The following is a 15,383-nucleotide window of genomic DNA, read 5'->3' as shown; positions in this document are numbered from 1 at the left end:
CACGGCACACGGCGCGGCGCGCGCCCGTCCCAACCGTCGCCATCGGGCCGCGAACCGTTTCTGACCACCCGCGCGAGCCGGTACTTTCGACGGCGGGACCGCCGCGAAGCGCCGGTCGCGGGGCCGGGGCGCGTCCGGAGCGGCACGGCCGGCGGTGTCCGGAGGTGTCGAGGAAGGGTGCTGGTATGGGCGGTCGCCACGGGCAGCGGAGCGGCGAACCGGGGTGGGAGGCGTGGCCTGCGCCGCTGTACGTCATCGTCCCGCTCGCGGGGCTCACCCTCATCGCACTGATCGTGCTGTGGCCCGCCCCTGTTCCCACGAGCGGCCAGGCCGCCCCCGGCATGGAGCGGGTGACGGGCACGATCGCCGAGATCACGTCCACGCCGTGCCCCGAGGCACCCGCGGTGGAGGGGGCACCCGCGGGCGGGCAGGAGACCGATCCAGGGGAGTGCGGCCGGGCGCAAGTGGAGCTGACCGGCGGTTCCGCCGCCGGGGAGTCCGTGACCACCGACCTGCCCACCGGCCCCGGCCCGCACGGCTACGACCCGGGCGACCGGGTGGTGCTGATGAGCATGCCCGCCGCCCCGGGCGGTCCGGAGGCGGCCGCCGCACCGGCCTACCAGATCGTCGACCACGACCGGTCCACGCCACTGGCGGTGTGGGGGGTCGCCTTCGCGCTGGCAGTGATCGCGTTCGGGCGGTGGCGCGGGGTGATGTCCCTGATCGGCCTGGCCGTCACCTTCGTGCTGCTGCTGATGTTCATCATCCCGGCGATCCTCGCCGGGCAGCCGCCGCTGCTGGTGGCCGTGGTCGGCTCGACCGCGATCATGCTGGTGGTGCTCTACCTGACGCACGGCTTCGCGCTGTCGACGTCCATGGCCGTCATCGGCACCCTGTCCAGCCTCTGCCTGACCGGCCTGCTGTCACTGGCGGCGATCGGGATGACCGAGCTGAACGGCATCACCGACGAGAGCTCGTTCTACCTGGACATGAGCCATCAGATCAACACCCAGGGGCTGCTGCTGGCCAGCATCATCATCGGCTCCCTCGGCGTGCTCGACGACGTCACGGTCACCCAGGCCGCCACCGTCACCGAACTCGCCAGGGCCAATCCGTCCTACGGCTTCCGCCGCCTCTACCAGGCGGCGAGCCGGGTGGGACGCGCCCACATCGCCTCGGTGATCAACACGATCATCCTCGCCTACGCGGGCGCCTCGCTGCCGCTGCTGCTGCTCATCAACGTCAGCGCCCAGCCGCTCGGCGAGGTGCTGGCCAACCCCGTCTTCGGCCAGGAGATCGTGCGCGCCGTCGCGGGCACCCTGGGCCTGATCGCGGCGGTCCCCATCACCACCGCGCTGACCGCACTGGCCGTCACCCGCAGCGCGGCCGCCGCCTCCGGACGCGACCGTGCCGCCGAGGCCCCCGCCGTCGCGGCGGCCGACGCCGGGACGCCCTGAGGGCGGCGGGCCGCGCGTCAGTCCGGCAGCGGGATGAGGCCGCGCTGGTAGGCGCGGACGAGGGAGCGCGGGACGAGGGTGCGGCGGCCGGCGATCTCGATGGGGACGAGGTCGGGGCGCTGGGCTTTCCACTGGGCGCGGCGGTGGCGGGTGTTGGCGCGTGAGGTCTTGCGCTTGGGGACGGCCATCAGTGCGGTCCTTTCCGGTTCAGTCCTGGTTCGTGCGGCCGTAGCGGCGCTGGAAGCGCTCGACGCGGCCCTGGGTGTCGAGCACGCGCGAGCGGCCCGTGTAGAAGGGGTGGCTGGCCGAGGAGACGTCGACGTCGACCACCGGGTAGCTGCGGCCGTCCTCCCACTCGATCAGCCGGTCGCTGGTGGCGGTGGAGCGGGTGAGGAAGGCGAAGCCGGCGCCGCGGTCGCGGAAGACCACCGGGTGGTAGTCGGGGTGGATGTCCTTCTTCATGCTGCTCGCTTTCCTAAAGGCGGGTGCGGTGGAGGGCCGGCCGCGCCCCGGGAGCCGCGCGGCCGGGGGCCCGGGAGGATCCCCCGGCCGTGCGGCCGACGCCGGGGCGCGGCCGGTCCGGCGGGTCAGGACAGGGCGCCGACGGTGAAGCTGTAGTCGATCGGGCCGGTGGAGACCTCGGTGCCGTCGAGGAGGACGCCGCTGACCTCCAGGGTGACGGTGTAGTCGCCCTCGGCCTCGAAGGCCCAGTTGGTGTGCTCGTGGGTGCCGACGGGCACGGTCGTCACATCGCCGGTGCCGTCGCCGCTGTCGAAGCGGATGTCGGGGGTGCCGGCCGCGGTGGTGTCGAAGACGCTGAAGTCGCCCGGGCCGCTGACGTCGAGCAGTTCGAACCGGAGTTCTTCGTCCTGGAAGACGCCGGGCTCGACCGGTTCGGTGCTCCAGCCGGCGAACAGGACGCCGGGCTGCTGCGACTGGGGCAGGATCCACACCGGATCGCCGGGCTCGCCCAGGAAGGCGTAGGCCGGGTCGGCGGGGACGGCGGTCTCGGCCGCGGGGACGACGTGCAGCAGCACCTCGGACGGGTCCAGCTCTCCACTGGCGTCGTCGTGGACGTGGACGTGGAAGTGGTCGACGTGGAACTCGACCTCGACCACGTCGACGTGGCCTTCGGAGAGCACCACCTGGGCGGTGGCGGGCGCGGCGCCCAGCAGCAGGGCGGTGGCGGCGGCGCCGGTGGTGAGCAGGGCGCTTCTTCGCGGGTTCATGGTCCTCCTCAGGACGGTCGTGTCGGGCCCGGCCGGTCGAGGGCCACCGGGCAGCACGAGCCTAGCAAGAATGATTATCATTCTCAGTAGTGCGATGCCCGGGTCGGTAGGACTTGTCGCATATTGAGAACGATAATCGTTCTTGTTATGGTTCTCGCGTCCACGTCCGGGAGCGGAGGAAGCCCATGCCTGTCGGCGTTCACCGGATCTGCGCGGCCGGACTCGCCGTGCTGCTGGCGTCCGGCTGCGGCGCGGCGGCGGGCTCCGACGGCGGCAGCCTGCGCGTGGTCGCCTCCACCGAACTGGTGGCCGACCTGGTGCGCCAGGTGGGCGGCGAGCGCGTCGAGGTGACCTCGGTGGTCCCGCCGGGCGGCGACCCGCACTCCTACGAGCCCGCGCCCGACGACGCCCTGTCGGTGGTCGAGGCCGACGTCGGCTTCGGCAACGGCATGCTGCTGGAGGAGCAGTCGATCACCCGGCTGCTGGTCAACAACCTCGGCGAGGGCGTGCCCTACGTGCCGCTGGCCGAGGAGTCCGAGGCCCACGGCGCCCGCCTCATCCCGATGGAGGAGAACCTCGGGCTCGACGTGCTCTGGCTCGGCCTGGCGGTGCGCGGGGAGGTCGACGACGTCAACGCCCAGGTCCACCTGCGCGCCACCGGCCTCGACGGACCGGGCGAGCTGTTCGTCTACCTCACCGACGCCCTGGGGAACCCCGAGGTCTACATCGACTCCGCCGACGGCTTCGACGGCGACGGCACCACCCTGCCGCCCGCCGCGCACACGCACGTCAGCTGGGTGTTCACCGAACCGGGCACCTACGAGCTGACCCTGACGGCCGAACTCGACCCCGGCGACGGCGAGCGCGTCCCGGCGGGCGAGGCGGTCTTCACCTTCGCCGTGGCCGAGGAGCCGGGCGCGGGCACGGCCGTGGACTTCGGCCACGCCGACCTCGCCGTCGACCTCGACACCGGAGAGATCGTGGTCCGCCACGACGACCTGGGCGACATCGCCGCCGAGGACGCGGTCCTGGTCGCGCCGGACGACGGCGCCCGGCTGGAGGTCCCCGACGACGAGCGCTTCGCCTTCCTCGGCGAGCCCGGCACCCCCGTCTGGGAGCTGCCGCAGGCCGTGCTGGGCCGGCACGTGCACGGCGAGATCGACCCCCACCTGTGGCAGAACGTGCTCAACACGAAGTCCTACGTCAACGTCATCCGCGACACCCTGGCCGAGGTCGACCCGGACGGCGCGGACCTCTACCGCGAGAACGCGGCCGCTTACCTCGCCGAACTCGACGAGCTGCACGCCTACGTCGGCGAGCGGCTGGCCGGCATCCCCGAGGAGAACCGGCAGCTGATCACCACCCACGACGCCTTCGGCTACCTCGCCGACGCCTACGGCATGAGCGTCGCCGGCTTCGTGGTGCCGGTGCCCGGCCAGGAGCCCAGCGCCGCCCAGGTCGCCGAGCTGGCCGAGACCATCGCCGAACTCGGCGTGCCCGCGGTGTTCGTGGAGCCCAACCTGGCCGCCCGCGCCGACGTGCTGCGGCGGGTGGCCGACGACCAGGGCGTGGACGTGTGCCTGGTGTACGGCGACGCCTTCTACGGCGAGGTCGCCGACTACCAGGACATGATGCGCGCCAACGCCGATTCGCTGGCCGAGTGCCTGCGGTAGGAGAAGTGATGGAACAGATCAGGCACCGCGGCCGGCGGGTCCGCCGCGCCGCGCTCGGCGCGGCGGCCGTGCTGGCCGGCCTCGCCCTCGCCGCCGCGCCGGCCCTGGGCGTGCCCGAACCGGCCGGTCCCGCGCCCGCGGCGAGCGCGCCGCCCGCGGCGGCCGTCGACATCGCGCTGCGGCTGGACGGCGGCGACCTCGCCATCGAGGCGCACGGCTCCGCACCGGACGGCGGCGGCGCGCCGCTGACCGGCGCCGCGGCGCCCGCCGCCGTACCCGAGGACCCGGCGTACGCCTTCCTCGGCCGCGCGGGCGACCCGGTCTGGCTGCTGCCCGCGGGCGGCGGCACCGGGGCGCTGGCCTGGGACACCACCGCGATCCCGCCCGGAACCCTGGACGGCGACGCCGTCGAGCTGCGGCTGGTCGACGTGCGGGGGCCGGGCGCGTTCACCGCCTTCAGCCCGGAGCGGACGGTGGCCGAACCCGGGCCTTCGCCGGAGCCGGACGCGGCTCCGGCGGCCGAGGACGCCTCCGGCGGGCCCGCCGTGGTGCTGAGCAGCACGGCGGACGCCCACCGCGCGCACCGGCTGCCGGTCGCCGAACGCGCCCCGACCGTCTGGGCCTTCGACCGTCCCGGCGACTACCAGGTGACCCTCGCCGCCACCGGCGCCCTGGCCGACGGCGGCACCGCCGCGGCCGAGGCGACCTACGACGTGCGCATCGGCGCCCAGGCGGCGCCGGAGGACGAACCGGGACCCGGCGGAGCGGCGCCGGACCCCGGTGACGCACCCGCTCCGAGCGCGGGCGCCGATCCGCAGGCCGCGCCGGTGCGCTCGGCGCCCCGGCCCGCCGCCGCGCAGACCGAAGCCGCTACCGGCGGCACCGCGCAGACGACCAGCGAGGACACCGTCGTACTGGACCGCGGCCACGTCGACGTGGCCGCCCTGGTCGAGGGCGGCGCGCTGAGCATCCAGGTCAAGGACGGCACCCAGGGCGGCGAGATCTGGCGGCCGCTCTCGGACGTCGTCTTCCACGTCCGGCCCGAGGCCCAGATCGAGGTCCCCGACGGCGCGGACTTCGCCTTCCTCGGCGAGCCCGGGGCCGCGTCCTGGATGCTGCCGCAGACCCAGGACAGCGCGCTGCTGTGGCCCGGCTGGAACACCGAGGAGATCGGCGCCGACGCCCTGGACGGCGGCGTGAACTGGACCCTCACCGGAGTCGAGGGGCCCGGCGACTTCGCGCTGTTCATCAACGGCTCCTTCGGCGCCCCCGAAGTGCTGTTCGACAGCTCCGACGGGCTGCCCGACGCCTTCGACATCCCGCTGGGCACCCACGCCCACGGCAACTGGGCCTTCAGCGAGCAGGGCGTCTACCGGCTCAGCTTCACCATGAGCGGCACCCTCCCGTCAGGACAGCCGACCCAGAGCGAGGGGACCCTCTCCCTCGCGGTGGGCGACGTCGACCCCGGTACGGTCGACCCCGGCGCGGGCGGCGGCGCCGGTGACGGCGGTGGCGGCGACGGCGGGCAGCAGGGCGACCAGTCCGCCGGCGGCGCGGCTGACGACGGCGCGGGCGGCTCCCTGCCGCTGACCGGCACCGGCATCGCGGTGGGTCTGACCGCGCTCGGGCTCGTCCTGGCGGTGGGCGGCGCGGTCCTGCTGCTGGTGGTCCGGCGCCGCCGTTCGACCGCCGCGCACGCGGCCGGCTCCGCGCCCGCGTCCCCGAACGGACCGGCGGAATGAGCGCCGGCGCCCCGGCCGCCCTCGGCCGGCGGCTCGGCGCGGCCCTGGCCCTCGGCGGGCTCGCCCTCGCCGCCACCGCGCTCGCCCCGATGGCCGGAGCCGACGCCCAGCCGGTCCCCGACGACACCGTCGTCCTGGCCGACGGGCATGTCGACGTGGCCGCCCGCTTCGTCGACGGCGCGTTGCGGATGCAGGTCGGGGACGGCACCCGGCCCGGTGGCACCGTGTGGCGCGAGCTGGACACCGTGGTCTTCCACGCGGCGCCGGAGTCGCAGATCACCGTGCCGAACCGCGCCGACTGGAGCTTCATCGGCGAGCCGGGCGCGACGGTGTGGAACCTGCCGATGACCCAGCTCGACGGCGTGCTGTGGCCGGGCTGGAACTCCGAGGAGCTGCGCTCGGCCGAGGTGACCGGACCGGTGCGGTGGACCCTCGGCCAGGTGAGCGGACCCGGCGACTTCGCGCTGTTCACCACCAGCCCCTTCGGCGCGCCGAACATCCTGTTCTCCACCCACGACGGCGTCCCCGACACGATGTCCTTCCCGACCGGCACCCACGCGCACGGCAACTGGGTGTTCACCGAGCCCGGCGTCTACCGCCTCGGTTTCGAGATGGCCGTCACCCTCTCCAGCGGAGCCACCGCCTCCGACAGCGGCACCCTCGCCGTCGCGGTGGGCGATGTCGACCCCGGCACGGTGGTGCCCGGCGACGGCGGGCCCACCGAGGACCCGAGCCCGTCGCCGACGCCGGACCCCGGCCCGGACCCCAGCGAGCCCGGACCCGACCCTTCGGACGATCCGACCGGACCGCCAGGAGAGCCCACCGGACCGATCGTGCTGGACCAGGGGCACATCGACCTCGCCGCGGTCCCGGACGGGAACGGGATCGACATCCGGATCAAGGACGGCACCCGGTCCATCACCGACCCGGAGTGGCACCGGCCCGACGAGGTGGTCTGGCACGCGCGGCCGCGGTCGCGCACCGAGGTGCCCGACAACCCGGCCTTCGCCTTCCTCGGCTCGCCCGGTGACCCCGTCTGGCTGCTGCCGCAGATCCAGGACGCGGAGCTGCTGTGGCCGGGGTGGAACAGCGAGGAGTTCGCCCCGGGGGACCTCGCCGGCGACCTGGAGTGGGAGCTGACGGCGGCCCGCGGCCCCGGCGCCTTCGCGCTGTACCAGGACGGAGCGCTGGGCGACACCGACGTCGTCTTCGACAGCGACGACGCCCTGCCGCAGGCGCGCGCCGTCCCGCCGGGCACCCACGCGCACGGCAACTGGGCCTTCGGCGCCGAGGGCGTCTACCGGCTCACCTTCACCATGAGCGGCCGCACGCCGTCCGGCGTCGAGGTCTCCGACACCGACACCATCGCGATCGCCGTCGGCGATGTGGACCCCGGCACGGTCGTGCCCGGCGACGGCGGCGACCCACCGCCCACCCCCGACCCCACCGGCGATCCGGACCCCAGCCCCGATCCGAGCCCGTCGCAGCCCCCGGGCGGCACGCCGCCGCCGGGCGCCGCGCCGCCACCCGGCGGCGGCCCCGGCCCGCAGCCCGCGGGCGGCGGCAGCACGCTGCCGGTGACCGGCGCCGCCCTGGTCGGTGTCGCGCTGGCGGGCGCGGCGCTGGCCGCGGGCGGGGCGGGGCTGCTCGCCGCCTCCCGGCGCCGCCGCGCGTCGCCGGCGCACGGCGCGGACGACCCGCCGTCCGAGGGCGGCGCGAGCCGGGCGGCCGGCTGACCGGCCGGGTCGCGGTGGGAGCGAGGACCGGCGGTCGACGGATGGAGAGGAACGGTGGAGGACGGATGAGCGCGGTGGAGCCGAGCGCTTCGGCAGCGGCCGGCGATCGAGCCGGCGATGACGGCGTCCAGGGCGGTGCCGTCGAGCCCGGCCGCGTCGGCGCGGCCGGGTCCACCGGTCCTGGACCGGACACGTCCGAAGCCGCGGGAGGCGTCATCGCAGCCGCCCGCGGCGGCGCTCCCGTGCTGGCGGCCGAGGGCGTCCGGGTGCACCTGGGCGAGCGGCTGGCCGTGGACGACGCCACGCTGAGCGTGCGTGCCGGGGAGTTCATCGGCCTGATCGGACCCAACGGCGCCGGCAAGACCACTCTGCTGCGCGCCGTCCTCGGCCTGGTCCCGCTGAGTGCCGGCCGCGTGCTCGTGAACGGCCGTCCGCTGGACCGGGCGGCGCGCGGCGGCGCGGCGGGCGGGGTCGGCTACGTGCCGCAGCGCCACGAGTTCGCCTGGGAGTTCCCCATCTCCATCGCGGACGCCGTCATGGCCGCGCGGACCGCGCGCCTGGGCTGGCTGCGCCGTCCGCGCGCCGCGGACCGCGCCGCCGTCGACCGCGCGCTGCTGCGCGCCGGCCTGGCCGAGCTGCGGGACCGGCCGGTGGGGGAGCTGTCAGGCGGTCAGCGGCAGCGGGTGCTGGTGGCCCGGGCGCTGGCCACCGACCCGAGCGTGCTGCTGCTGGACGAACCCTTCACCGGGGTCGACCTCCCGACCCAGGAACTGCTCTCCGTGCTCTTCCAACGGCTGGTGGGCGAAGGGCTCGCCCTGGTCATGACCACGCACGACCTCGCGCATGCCCGCGCCGTGTGCACCCGGCTGTGCCTGCTGAACACCTCGGTCGTCGCACAGGGCACCCCCGAGGAGCTGCGCGACCCGGCCCTGCTGCTGCGGGCCTTCGGCGTGGCCGGCGCGGACGGCTCCGCCCGGCTGGTCGCGGCCCTGGGCGGTGCGGAGTGAGCGAGCTGCTGTCGCTGGTCACCGAGCCCTGGCTGCTGCCGTTCATGCGCCGCGCCTTCCTGGTCGCGGCGGTGTCCGGCGCCGTCTGCGGGGTGATCGGCACCTATGTGGTGCTGCGCGGGATGGCCTTCATCGGCGAGGCCGTCGCGCACTCGGTGTTCCCCGGGGTGGCGGTCGCCTACGCGCTGGCCGGGAACATGCTGCTCGGCGGCGCGGTCGCCGGCGTGGTGACCGCCACGGCCATCGCCGTCGTCTCGCAGAACCGCCGGCTGCGTGAGGACACGGTGATCGGCGTCTTCTTCGCCTTCGCCTTCGGACTGGGCATCGTGCTCGTCAGCACGCGGTCCAACTACAGCACCGACCTGGCGTCCTTCCTGTTCGGCCAGGTCCTGGCCGTCTCCGACGCCGACGTGCGCACGGTCGCGGTGACCGGCGCGGTGCTGGTGGCCGTCGCGCTGCTGCTGCGCCGCCGCCTGGTCGCCGTCAGCCTGGACCGCGAGACCGCCAGGGCCGCCGGCCTGCCGGTCTTCTGGCTGGACCTCGCCCTCTACGTGATGGTGACGATCGCGATCGTCAACTCCCTCCAGGCGGTGGGCAACATCCTGGTACTGGCCCTGCTCATCACCCCGGCCGCCACCGCCCGGATGCTCACCGACCGCCTCGGCACGATGATGGCGCTGTCCGCGCTGATCGGCTGCACCGGCGCGGTCGTCGGCCTGTACGCGTCGCTGTACGCGAACCTGGCGGCAGGCGGGCTGATGGTGTGCGTGCTGACGGCGATCTTCGCGGCGGCCTGGCTGCTCGCCCCCCGCCACGGCCTGCTCGCCCGGCTCGGCCGCTCGCTGCGCCGCCGTCCGGGCGGGGCGCCGCCCGCCGGCCGTCCGCTCGCGTCGACGCGCTGAGCCGGAGCGGCCCGCCCGCGGCACGGCGGCCGCGCGAGAGGATCGGGACCATGAAAACGCATGTGCTGCCCAACACCGGACTGACCGCCTCCGCCGTCGTGCTGGGGATGATGCGGATCGCCTCGCTGAGCGACGCCCGGATCCGGGACCTGGTCGCCGCGGCCAGGGACGCCGGGGTGAACGTCTTCGACCACGCCGACATCTACGGCGGCGAGCGCCACGCCTGCGAGCGGCGCTTCGGCGAGGCCGTCAGGCTCAGCCCGGCCGAGCGCGAGTCGGTGGTGATCCAGAGCAAGTGCGGCATCCGGCCGGGCTACTACGACTTCTCCACCGAGCACATCGTGCGCTCGGCGGAGGAGTCGCTGGCCGCGCTGCGCACCGACCACCTCGACCTGCTGCTACTGCACCGCCCCGACACCCTGGTGCGCCCGGAGGAGGTGGCCGAGGCCTTCGACCGCCTGCACCGCGCCGGCAAGGTCGCCCACTTCGGCGTCTCCAACCACACCCCCGGCCAGATCGAACTGCTCAGGCGCGTGGTGGACCGGCCGCTGGTGGTGAACCAGGTGCAGCTCAGCATCACCCACGCCCCGCTCGTCGCGGCCGGCCTCGCCGCCAACATGGCCGGCGTCGAGCAGTCCGCCGACCGCGACAACGGCCTGCTGGAGTACAGCAGGCTCAACGGGATCACCCTCCAGGCCTGGTCGCCCTTCCAGCGCGACTTCTTCCACGGCGGCTTCCTCGGCGACCGGGAGGACCACGCCGAACTGAACACCGCCATCGACGAACTCGCCGAGCACTACGGCGTCACCCCGGCGGCCATCGCCATCGCCTGGATCACCCGCCACCCCGCCGACATCCAGACCGTCATCGGCACCACCCGCCCCGAACGCGTGACCGAGGCCGCGGCCGGCGCCGACATCGTCCTCACCCGCCAGGAGTGGTACCGCCTCTTCACCGCGGCGGGCCATCTGCTGCCTTGAGCCGGGGAGCGGCGGTGTCCGGACCGACGCCCGCACGCCGCCGTTCACAGTAGACCTGGGAGGCGGGTTCGTTGGCGGAACGGGCCGGCGAGGGCGATCGGAGCGTGGTGTATGACGGCGTGGGTGCGGCATGGGATCTGGTGGCAGGTCTATCCGCTGGGCTTTCTCGGCGCGGAGCCGAGGTGTCCGGCTGACGGGGCCGGAGCGGCGCACCGGCTGGAGGGCTTGGAGCCGTGGCTCGACTACCTGGTCGAGCTGGGGTGCAACGGCCTGGCGCTCGGGCCGGTGTTCGCGTCGGAGACCCACGGCTACGACACCGTCGACCACTTCAGGATCGACCCCAGGCTCGGGACGGACGCGGACTTCGACAAGCTGGTCGGCCGGTGCCGCGAGCGCGGGGTACGGCTGCTGCTGGACGGAGTGTTCAACCATGTCGGGCGGGGTTTCCCCGCCTTCCGCGATGTGCTGGCCCACGGCCGCGACTCGCGGTTCGCCGACTGGTTCCGGCTGGACTTCTCCGCTGACGGGCCCGACGGCTTCGGGTACGCCGACTTCGAGGGGCACCGGCACCTGGTGGCGCTCAACCACGAGGAGCCGGCCGTGGCCGAGCACGTGGTGGCGGTGATGCGGCACTGGCTCGACCGGGGCGCCGACGGCTGGCGCTTGGACGCCGCCTATGCCGTTCCGCTGCCCTTCTGGCGCACGGTCTCCGACCGGGTCCGCGCCGCGCATCCCGATGTGTGGCTGGTCGGCGAGGTGATCCACGGGGACTACCCGGCCTGGACCGACCAGGGCGGGCTGGACGCGACGACCCAGTACGAACTGTGGAAGGCCGTGTGGAGCAGCCTCAACGACCGGAACTTCTTCGAACTCGCCTGGGCGCTGGAGCGGCACGCCGCCTTCTCGGCCCGGTTCGTCCCGCTCACCTTCGTGGGCAACCACGACGTCACCAGGCTGGCCAGCGTCCTGGACGAGCCGAGGCATCTGGAGCTCGCCGTGGTGGTGCTGTGCACAGTGCCCGGCGTGCCCAGCGTCTACTACGGCGACGAGCAGGGCTTCCACGGGATCAAGGAGGACCGCGAGGGCGGTGACGACGCCGTGCGCCCCGCCTTCCCCGCCGACCCGGGCGGCCTCGCCCCTTACGGATGGGGCGTCCACCGCCACCACAAGCGGCTGCTCGGCCTGCGCCGCCGGCACCCCTGGCTGGTCGACGCCCGGATCGAGGTGGTGCACCTGGCCAATGAGCAGATCGCCTACCGGGCCACCGCGCTCGACGGGTCGGACTCCTTGATCGTGCTGCTGAACACCGCCGGCGAACCGCGGCGGATGCCGGTGCCCGAGGGCACCGTCGTGCTGGCCGCCGACGGGCACGGCGGCGACCCGGCCGAGGCCCCTGGACACGGCTGGACCGTCATCCGCCCGCACTGAGCCGCGACGGCCGTACGCCTCCGGCCCGGGGCACGGGCGGCGGGCCGGACGCGCGAGGCGTCCCGCCGGCCGGAGGGTGGGATCGGCGATCCGTGGTAGCCGTCGCCGGTGACCGGTAGAAACGGAGGCGGTACCACGAGAAGAGGGAATGCCGTGATCGATCGCACCGGGCTGGCGGAGTTCCTCCGGAACCGCCGGGCAGCGCTGCAACCCGAGGACGTGGGCCTCCCGCGCGGCCTCCGCCGGAGGACCAGCGGGCTGCGCCGCGAGGAGGTCGCGGCGCTGTGCCACATGTCGACGGACTACTACTCCCGCCTGGAGCGGGAGCGCGGACCGCAGCCGTCGAGCCAGATGCTCGCCTCGATCGCGCAGGGGCTGCACCTCTCGCTGGACGAGCGCGACCACCTGTTCCGCCTCGCGGGGCACAACCCGCCCGCCCGTGGCGGCGTCGGCGACCACATCAGCCCGGGCCTGCTGCGCGTCCTCGACCGGCTGGACGACACGCCCGCCGAGATCGTCACCGAACTCGGCGAGACCCTGCGGCAGACCCCGATGGGCGTGGCGCTCACCGGCGACACGACCCACTTCACCGGCCCGGTCCGCAGCGCGGGATACCGCTGGTTCACCGACCCGGCGGCCCGCCGGATCTACGCGCCGGAGGAGCACCCGTTCCTGACCCGGATGTACGCCTCGGGCCTGCGCGAGATCGTCACCCTGCGCGGCCCCGGCTCCCGCGCCGCGCGGCTCGCCGAACTGCTCCTGGCCGAGAGCGAGGAGTTCCGGCGGGTCTGGGACGAGCACGAGATCGGGATCCGCCCCCACGAGGTCAAGCACTTCGTGCACCCGGAGGTCGGCCCGCTGGAGCTGACCTGCCAGCGGCTGGTCGACCCCGGCCAGGCCCACTCCCTGCTCGTCTACACCGCCATCCCGGGCAGCGAGAGCCACGACAAGCTGCACCTGCTGTCCGTCATCGGGGCGCAGAGCCTCGCCTGAGGGCCGACGGCTCGGGGAGCGAGTCCGTCCGGCGGCCGCCTCGGGTACCCGAGGGCCGGGCCGGTGACGACCGCGGGCCCGCGCCCTGGTGCCGCGCTCAGGCCGTGTCGCCCCGCCACAGCCACACCCCGGGCCGCTCGGGGTCGGGGGTGTAGACGCTGTGGCCGCCCGGGATGCCGCACCGGGGGTGCTTGAAGGCGATGCCTTCCGCGAGGTGCCGCTCGCTCAGCCTGCGGGTCTCCATGATCGCGCCGTCCATCGGACCGGCGATCAGCTCGATGTGCTCCATGCCACCAGGATGCCGCCGCGCGGATGGGCTACCAAGCCCGCCGCGGGCGCGGGCCGGGCAGTCGGACGTCGATGCGGAGTCCGCCCGCGGGGCGCGGGGTGATGGTGAGGTGTCCGTCGTGCGCCTGGGTGATGCTCTTGACGATCGCCAGGCCGAGGCCGACGCCCGCGTGGTCGCCGCGGATCCGCTCGGTGCCGCGCTGGAACGGTTCGGTGAGCGCCCAGACCAGGTGCGGGGGGAGTCTGTCGCCGGTGTTCTCGACGGTGAGCACCGCTGCCCCGGCGTGCACGCCGGTGGTGACCCACACGGTGCCCCGCCCGGGCAGGTTGTGCACGATGGCGTTGTGGACGAGGTTCGTCGTCACCTGAAGCAGCAGCGCCTGCGAGCCGATGGCCGGGGTGATGTCGCCGGAGGTCTCGACGGTGACGCCGCGCTTCTCGGCGAGCGGGAGCAGGGTCTCGGTCGCCTCCTCCACGAGTAGCGACAGGTCGACGACCTCCCGGGCGAAGGACCGCTGGTCGGCGCGGCTGAGCATGAGCAGCGCCTCGGTGAGGTCGATCGCCCGCGCGTTGACGGCGTGCAGGCGCTCGACGAGTTCGCCGGGGTTCTTGGCCGGATCGCTGCGAGCCACGTCGAGGAGGGTCTGCGAGATCGCGAGCGGGGTGCGCAGCTCGTGCGAGGCGTTGGCCGCGAACCTGCGCTGTTCGGCGACGTGCGCTTCGAGCCGCGCCAGCATGGTGTCGAAGGCGTCGGCGAGCTCGCGGAACTCGTCCTGGTCGCCTTCCAGGCGGATCCGGTGGGAGAGCGAGCCGTTCGTGGCCATGCGGGTGGCCTCGGTGATGCGGGTCAGCGGGGCGAGCATGCGGCCGGCGAGCACCCATCCGCCCAGGAGGCCGAAGAGCAGCAGGAACACCAGGGCCGCGGCCGCCCGCGGCGCGAAGGCGCGCAGCAGGTCGGAGCGGTTGGGCACGAAGCCGCGCGCCATGATCGCGCCGTCGGGCACGTAGCGCAGCAGGAACACCCACACCACCGCGAGCAGCAGCACGCCGGCGAGCATGAGGAAGCCGGCGTAGCTGAGGGTGAGCTTGATGCGGACGCTCAAGCCGGGCGCTCTATGCACGGTCGCCCTCCTCACCTCCGGTGTCCGGCGGAGTGTCGATGCGGTAGCCGGCGCCGGGCACCGTGGTGATGAGCCAGGGTTCGCCGAGCCGTTTGCGCAGCGCCGACACCGTGATGCGCACGGCGTTGGTGAACGGGTCGGCGCTCTCGTCCCATGCCCGCTCCAGGAGTTCCTCCGCGCTGATCACGCCGCCTTCGGCGTCGACGAGGACTTCGAGCACGGCGAACTGCTTCCTGGTCAGCGCGACGTAGCGGCCGTCGCGGTAGACCTCCCGGCGGAACGGGTCCAGCCGCAGCCCCGCGATCTCCCGCACCGGCGGCCGGTTCCGCGCCCGCCTGCGGTCGAGCGCCCTGAGCCTGAGCACGAGTTCGCGGAGCTCGAAGGGCTTGGTGAGGTAGTCGTCGGCGCCGAGCCCGAAGCCCGACGCCTTGTCGTCGAGGCGGTCGGCGGCGGTGAGCATCAGGATCGGCATGCCGCTGCCGGAGGCGACGATGTGTTCGGCGATCTCGTCACCACTGGGCCCGGGGATGTCCCGGTCGAGGACGGCGATGTCGTAGGCATTGACGCTCAGCAGCTCCAGCGCGGTGCCGCCGTCACCCGCGATGTCGGCCGCGATCGCTTCCAGGCGCAGGCCGTCGCGGATGGCCTCGGCCAGATAGGGCTCGTCTTCGACGATCAACACACGCACGCTCGCGATGCTACGAGCCCGCGCATACCGTCGGCGTATCCAAAACCGCATACGCGACGGCAACGGCGCGATGTCTTGACTGGGGGCATGCCGTACAGCGGACCAGCACGAACATCAGCCCGCCGCATCCGGCCGGTCA

General features: G+C 74.1%; 15 protein-coding genes. 9 read left to right on the top strand and 6 right to left on the bottom strand.

All coding sequences use genetic code 11. From position 1 onward, the window contains the following. Positions 1-185 precede the first annotated feature (185 nt). On the top strand, positions 186-1,457 hold the full coding sequence (locus CLV72_RS18420) for a YibE/F family protein (protein WP_106247787.1): 1,272 nt from the start codon (positions 186-188) through the stop codon (positions 1,455-1,457). Between the two features lie 17 nt (positions 1,458-1,474). Here CLV72_RS18420 and rpmF read toward each other — a convergent pair whose 3' ends face one another. The 3 genes from rpmF to CLV72_RS18405 all read right to left on the bottom strand — a co-directional run bounded on the left by rpmF (position 1,475) and on the right by CLV72_RS18405 (position 2,686). Continuing rightward, positions 1,475-1,645, bottom strand: a complete 171-nt coding sequence (rpmF, locus tag CLV72_RS18415) for a 50S ribosomal protein L32 (protein WP_106247784.1) — start codon at positions 1,643-1,645, stop codon at positions 1,475-1,477. A 19-nt stretch (positions 1,646-1,664) separates the two neighbouring features. Then, complete coding sequence (locus CLV72_RS18410) at positions 1,665-1,919, bottom strand: type B 50S ribosomal protein L31 (RefSeq protein ID WP_106247782.1); 255 nt, start codon at positions 1,917-1,919, stop codon at positions 1,665-1,667. 125 nt (positions 1,920-2,044) lie between these two features. Further along, positions 2,045-2,686 carry a choice-of-anchor M domain-containing protein gene (locus CLV72_RS18405; RefSeq protein WP_170141023.1) on the bottom strand — a complete coding sequence of 214 codons (642 nt, stop codon included), beginning with the start codon at positions 2,684-2,686 and terminating at the stop codon, positions 2,045-2,047. Between the two features lie 185 nt (positions 2,687-2,871). Here CLV72_RS18405 and CLV72_RS18400 point away from each other — a divergent pair, with 185 nt between their 5' ends. The 8 genes from CLV72_RS18400 to CLV72_RS18365 all read left to right on the top strand — a co-directional run bounded on the left by CLV72_RS18400 (position 2,872) and on the right by CLV72_RS18365 (position 13,147). After that, entirely contained in the window at positions 2,872-4,359 is a 1,488-nt protein-coding gene (locus CLV72_RS18400; protein ID WP_106247775.1) for an anchored repeat ABC transporter, substrate-binding protein, read from the top strand. 8 nt (positions 4,360-4,367) lie between these two features. After that, entirely contained in the window at positions 4,368-6,101 is a 1,734-nt protein-coding gene (locus CLV72_RS18395; protein WP_106247772.1) for a TIGR03773 family transporter-associated surface protein, read from the top strand. Continuing rightward, positions 6,098-7,837 (top strand): choice-of-anchor M domain-containing protein, encoded by a 1,740-nt coding sequence (locus CLV72_RS18390; RefSeq protein WP_106247769.1) that lies wholly within the window; start codon positions 6,098-6,100, stop codon positions 7,835-7,837. The genes CLV72_RS18395 and CLV72_RS18390 overlap by 4 nt, the downstream gene beginning before the upstream one ends. Before the next feature lie 65 nt (positions 7,838-7,902). After that, the gene (locus tag CLV72_RS18385; RefSeq protein ID WP_106247766.1) at positions 7,903-8,844 is read left to right on the top strand and encodes an anchored repeat-type ABC transporter ATP-binding subunit; all 942 of its coding nucleotides are present in this window, start codon (positions 7,903-7,905) and stop codon (positions 8,842-8,844) included. Then, positions 8,841-9,746 (top strand): anchored repeat-type ABC transporter permease subunit, encoded by a 906-nt coding sequence (locus CLV72_RS18380; protein ID WP_245930295.1) that lies wholly within the window; start codon positions 8,841-8,843, stop codon positions 9,744-9,746. The genes CLV72_RS18385 and CLV72_RS18380 overlap by 4 nt, the downstream gene beginning before the upstream one ends. 50 nt (positions 9,747-9,796) lie before the next feature. Further along, positions 9,797-10,726, top strand: coding sequence for an aldo/keto reductase (locus CLV72_RS18375; protein WP_106247764.1), 930 nt, complete (start codon positions 9,797-9,799; stop codon positions 10,724-10,726). Positions 10,727-10,837: 111 nt separating this feature from the next. Then, complete coding sequence (locus tag CLV72_RS18370; protein WP_106247761.1) at positions 10,838-12,154, top strand: alpha-amylase family protein; 1,317 nt, start codon at positions 10,838-10,840, stop codon at positions 12,152-12,154. Positions 12,155-12,307: 153 nt separating this feature from the next. Then, positions 12,308-13,147, top strand: coding sequence for a helix-turn-helix transcriptional regulator (locus CLV72_RS18365; protein ID WP_106247759.1), 840 nt, complete (start codon positions 12,308-12,310; stop codon positions 13,145-13,147). Between the two features lie 97 nt (positions 13,148-13,244). On the opposite strand, the gene CLV72_RS18360 is transcribed toward CLV72_RS18365, so the two are convergent. Genes CLV72_RS18360 through CLV72_RS18350 form a run of 3 tightly spaced genes read right to left on the bottom strand, consistent with a single transcriptional unit; the run spans position 13,245 to position 15,244 of the window. Next, the gene (locus CLV72_RS18360) at positions 13,245-13,436 is read right to left on the bottom strand and encodes a hypothetical protein (RefSeq protein ID WP_106247756.1); all 192 of its coding nucleotides are present in this window, start codon (positions 13,434-13,436) and stop codon (positions 13,245-13,247) included. 28 nt (positions 13,437-13,464) lie between these two features. Next, the gene (locus tag CLV72_RS18355; RefSeq protein WP_106247753.1) at positions 13,465-14,556 is read right to left on the bottom strand and encodes a sensor histidine kinase; all 1,092 of its coding nucleotides are present in this window, start codon (positions 14,554-14,556) and stop codon (positions 13,465-13,467) included. Beyond that, positions 14,549-15,244, bottom strand: coding sequence for a response regulator transcription factor (locus CLV72_RS18350; RefSeq protein ID WP_106247750.1), 696 nt, complete (start codon positions 15,242-15,244; stop codon positions 14,549-14,551). Before CLV72_RS18350 ends, CLV72_RS18355 begins: the two co-directional genes overlap by 8 nt. Positions 15,245-15,383 lie beyond the last annotated feature (139 nt).

The sequence above is a fragment of the Allonocardiopsis opalescens genome (assembly GCF_003002095.1).
Lineage (GTDB): Bacteria > Actinomycetota > Actinomycetes > Streptosporangiales > Streptosporangiaceae > Allonocardiopsis > Allonocardiopsis opalescens.
Note: the sequence above shows the minus strand (reverse complement) of the source record. Positions and strands in the feature narration are given on the sequence as shown.

Bases quoted from the DNA above. Each gene is read 5' to 3' on its own strand.
- CLV72_RS18420 (WP_106247787.1), top strand. From the start codon at position 186: ATGGGCGGTCGCCACGGGCAGCGGAGCGGCGAACCGGGGTGGGAGGCG.
- rpmF (WP_106247784.1), bottom strand. From the start codon at position 1,645: ATGGCCGTCCCCAAGCGCAAGACCTCACGCGCCAACACCCGCCACCGC.
- CLV72_RS18410 (WP_106247782.1), bottom strand. From the start codon at position 1,919: ATGAAGAAGGACATCCACCCCGACTACCACCCGGTGGTCTTCCGCGAC.
- CLV72_RS18405 (WP_170141023.1), bottom strand. From the start codon at position 2,686: ATGAACCCGCGAAGAAGCGCCCTGCTCACCACCGGCGCCGCCGCCACC.
- CLV72_RS18400 (WP_106247775.1), top strand. From the start codon at position 2,872: ATGCCTGTCGGCGTTCACCGGATCTGCGCGGCCGGACTCGCCGTGCTG.
- CLV72_RS18395 (WP_106247772.1), top strand. From the start codon at position 4,368: ATGGAACAGATCAGGCACCGCGGCCGGCGGGTCCGCCGCGCCGCGCTC.
- CLV72_RS18390 (WP_106247769.1), top strand. From the start codon at position 6,098: ATGAGCGCCGGCGCCCCGGCCGCCCTCGGCCGGCGGCTCGGCGCGGCC.
- CLV72_RS18385 (WP_106247766.1), top strand. From the start codon at position 7,903: ATGAGCGCGGTGGAGCCGAGCGCTTCGGCAGCGGCCGGCGATCGAGCC.
- CLV72_RS18375 (WP_106247764.1), top strand. From the start codon at position 9,797: ATGAAAACGCATGTGCTGCCCAACACCGGACTGACCGCCTCCGCCGTC.
- CLV72_RS18370 (WP_106247761.1), top strand. From the start codon at position 10,838: ATGACGGCGTGGGTGCGGCATGGGATCTGGTGGCAGGTCTATCCGCTG.
- CLV72_RS18360 (WP_106247756.1), bottom strand. From the start codon at position 13,436: ATGGAGCACATCGAGCTGATCGCCGGTCCGATGGACGGCGCGATCATG.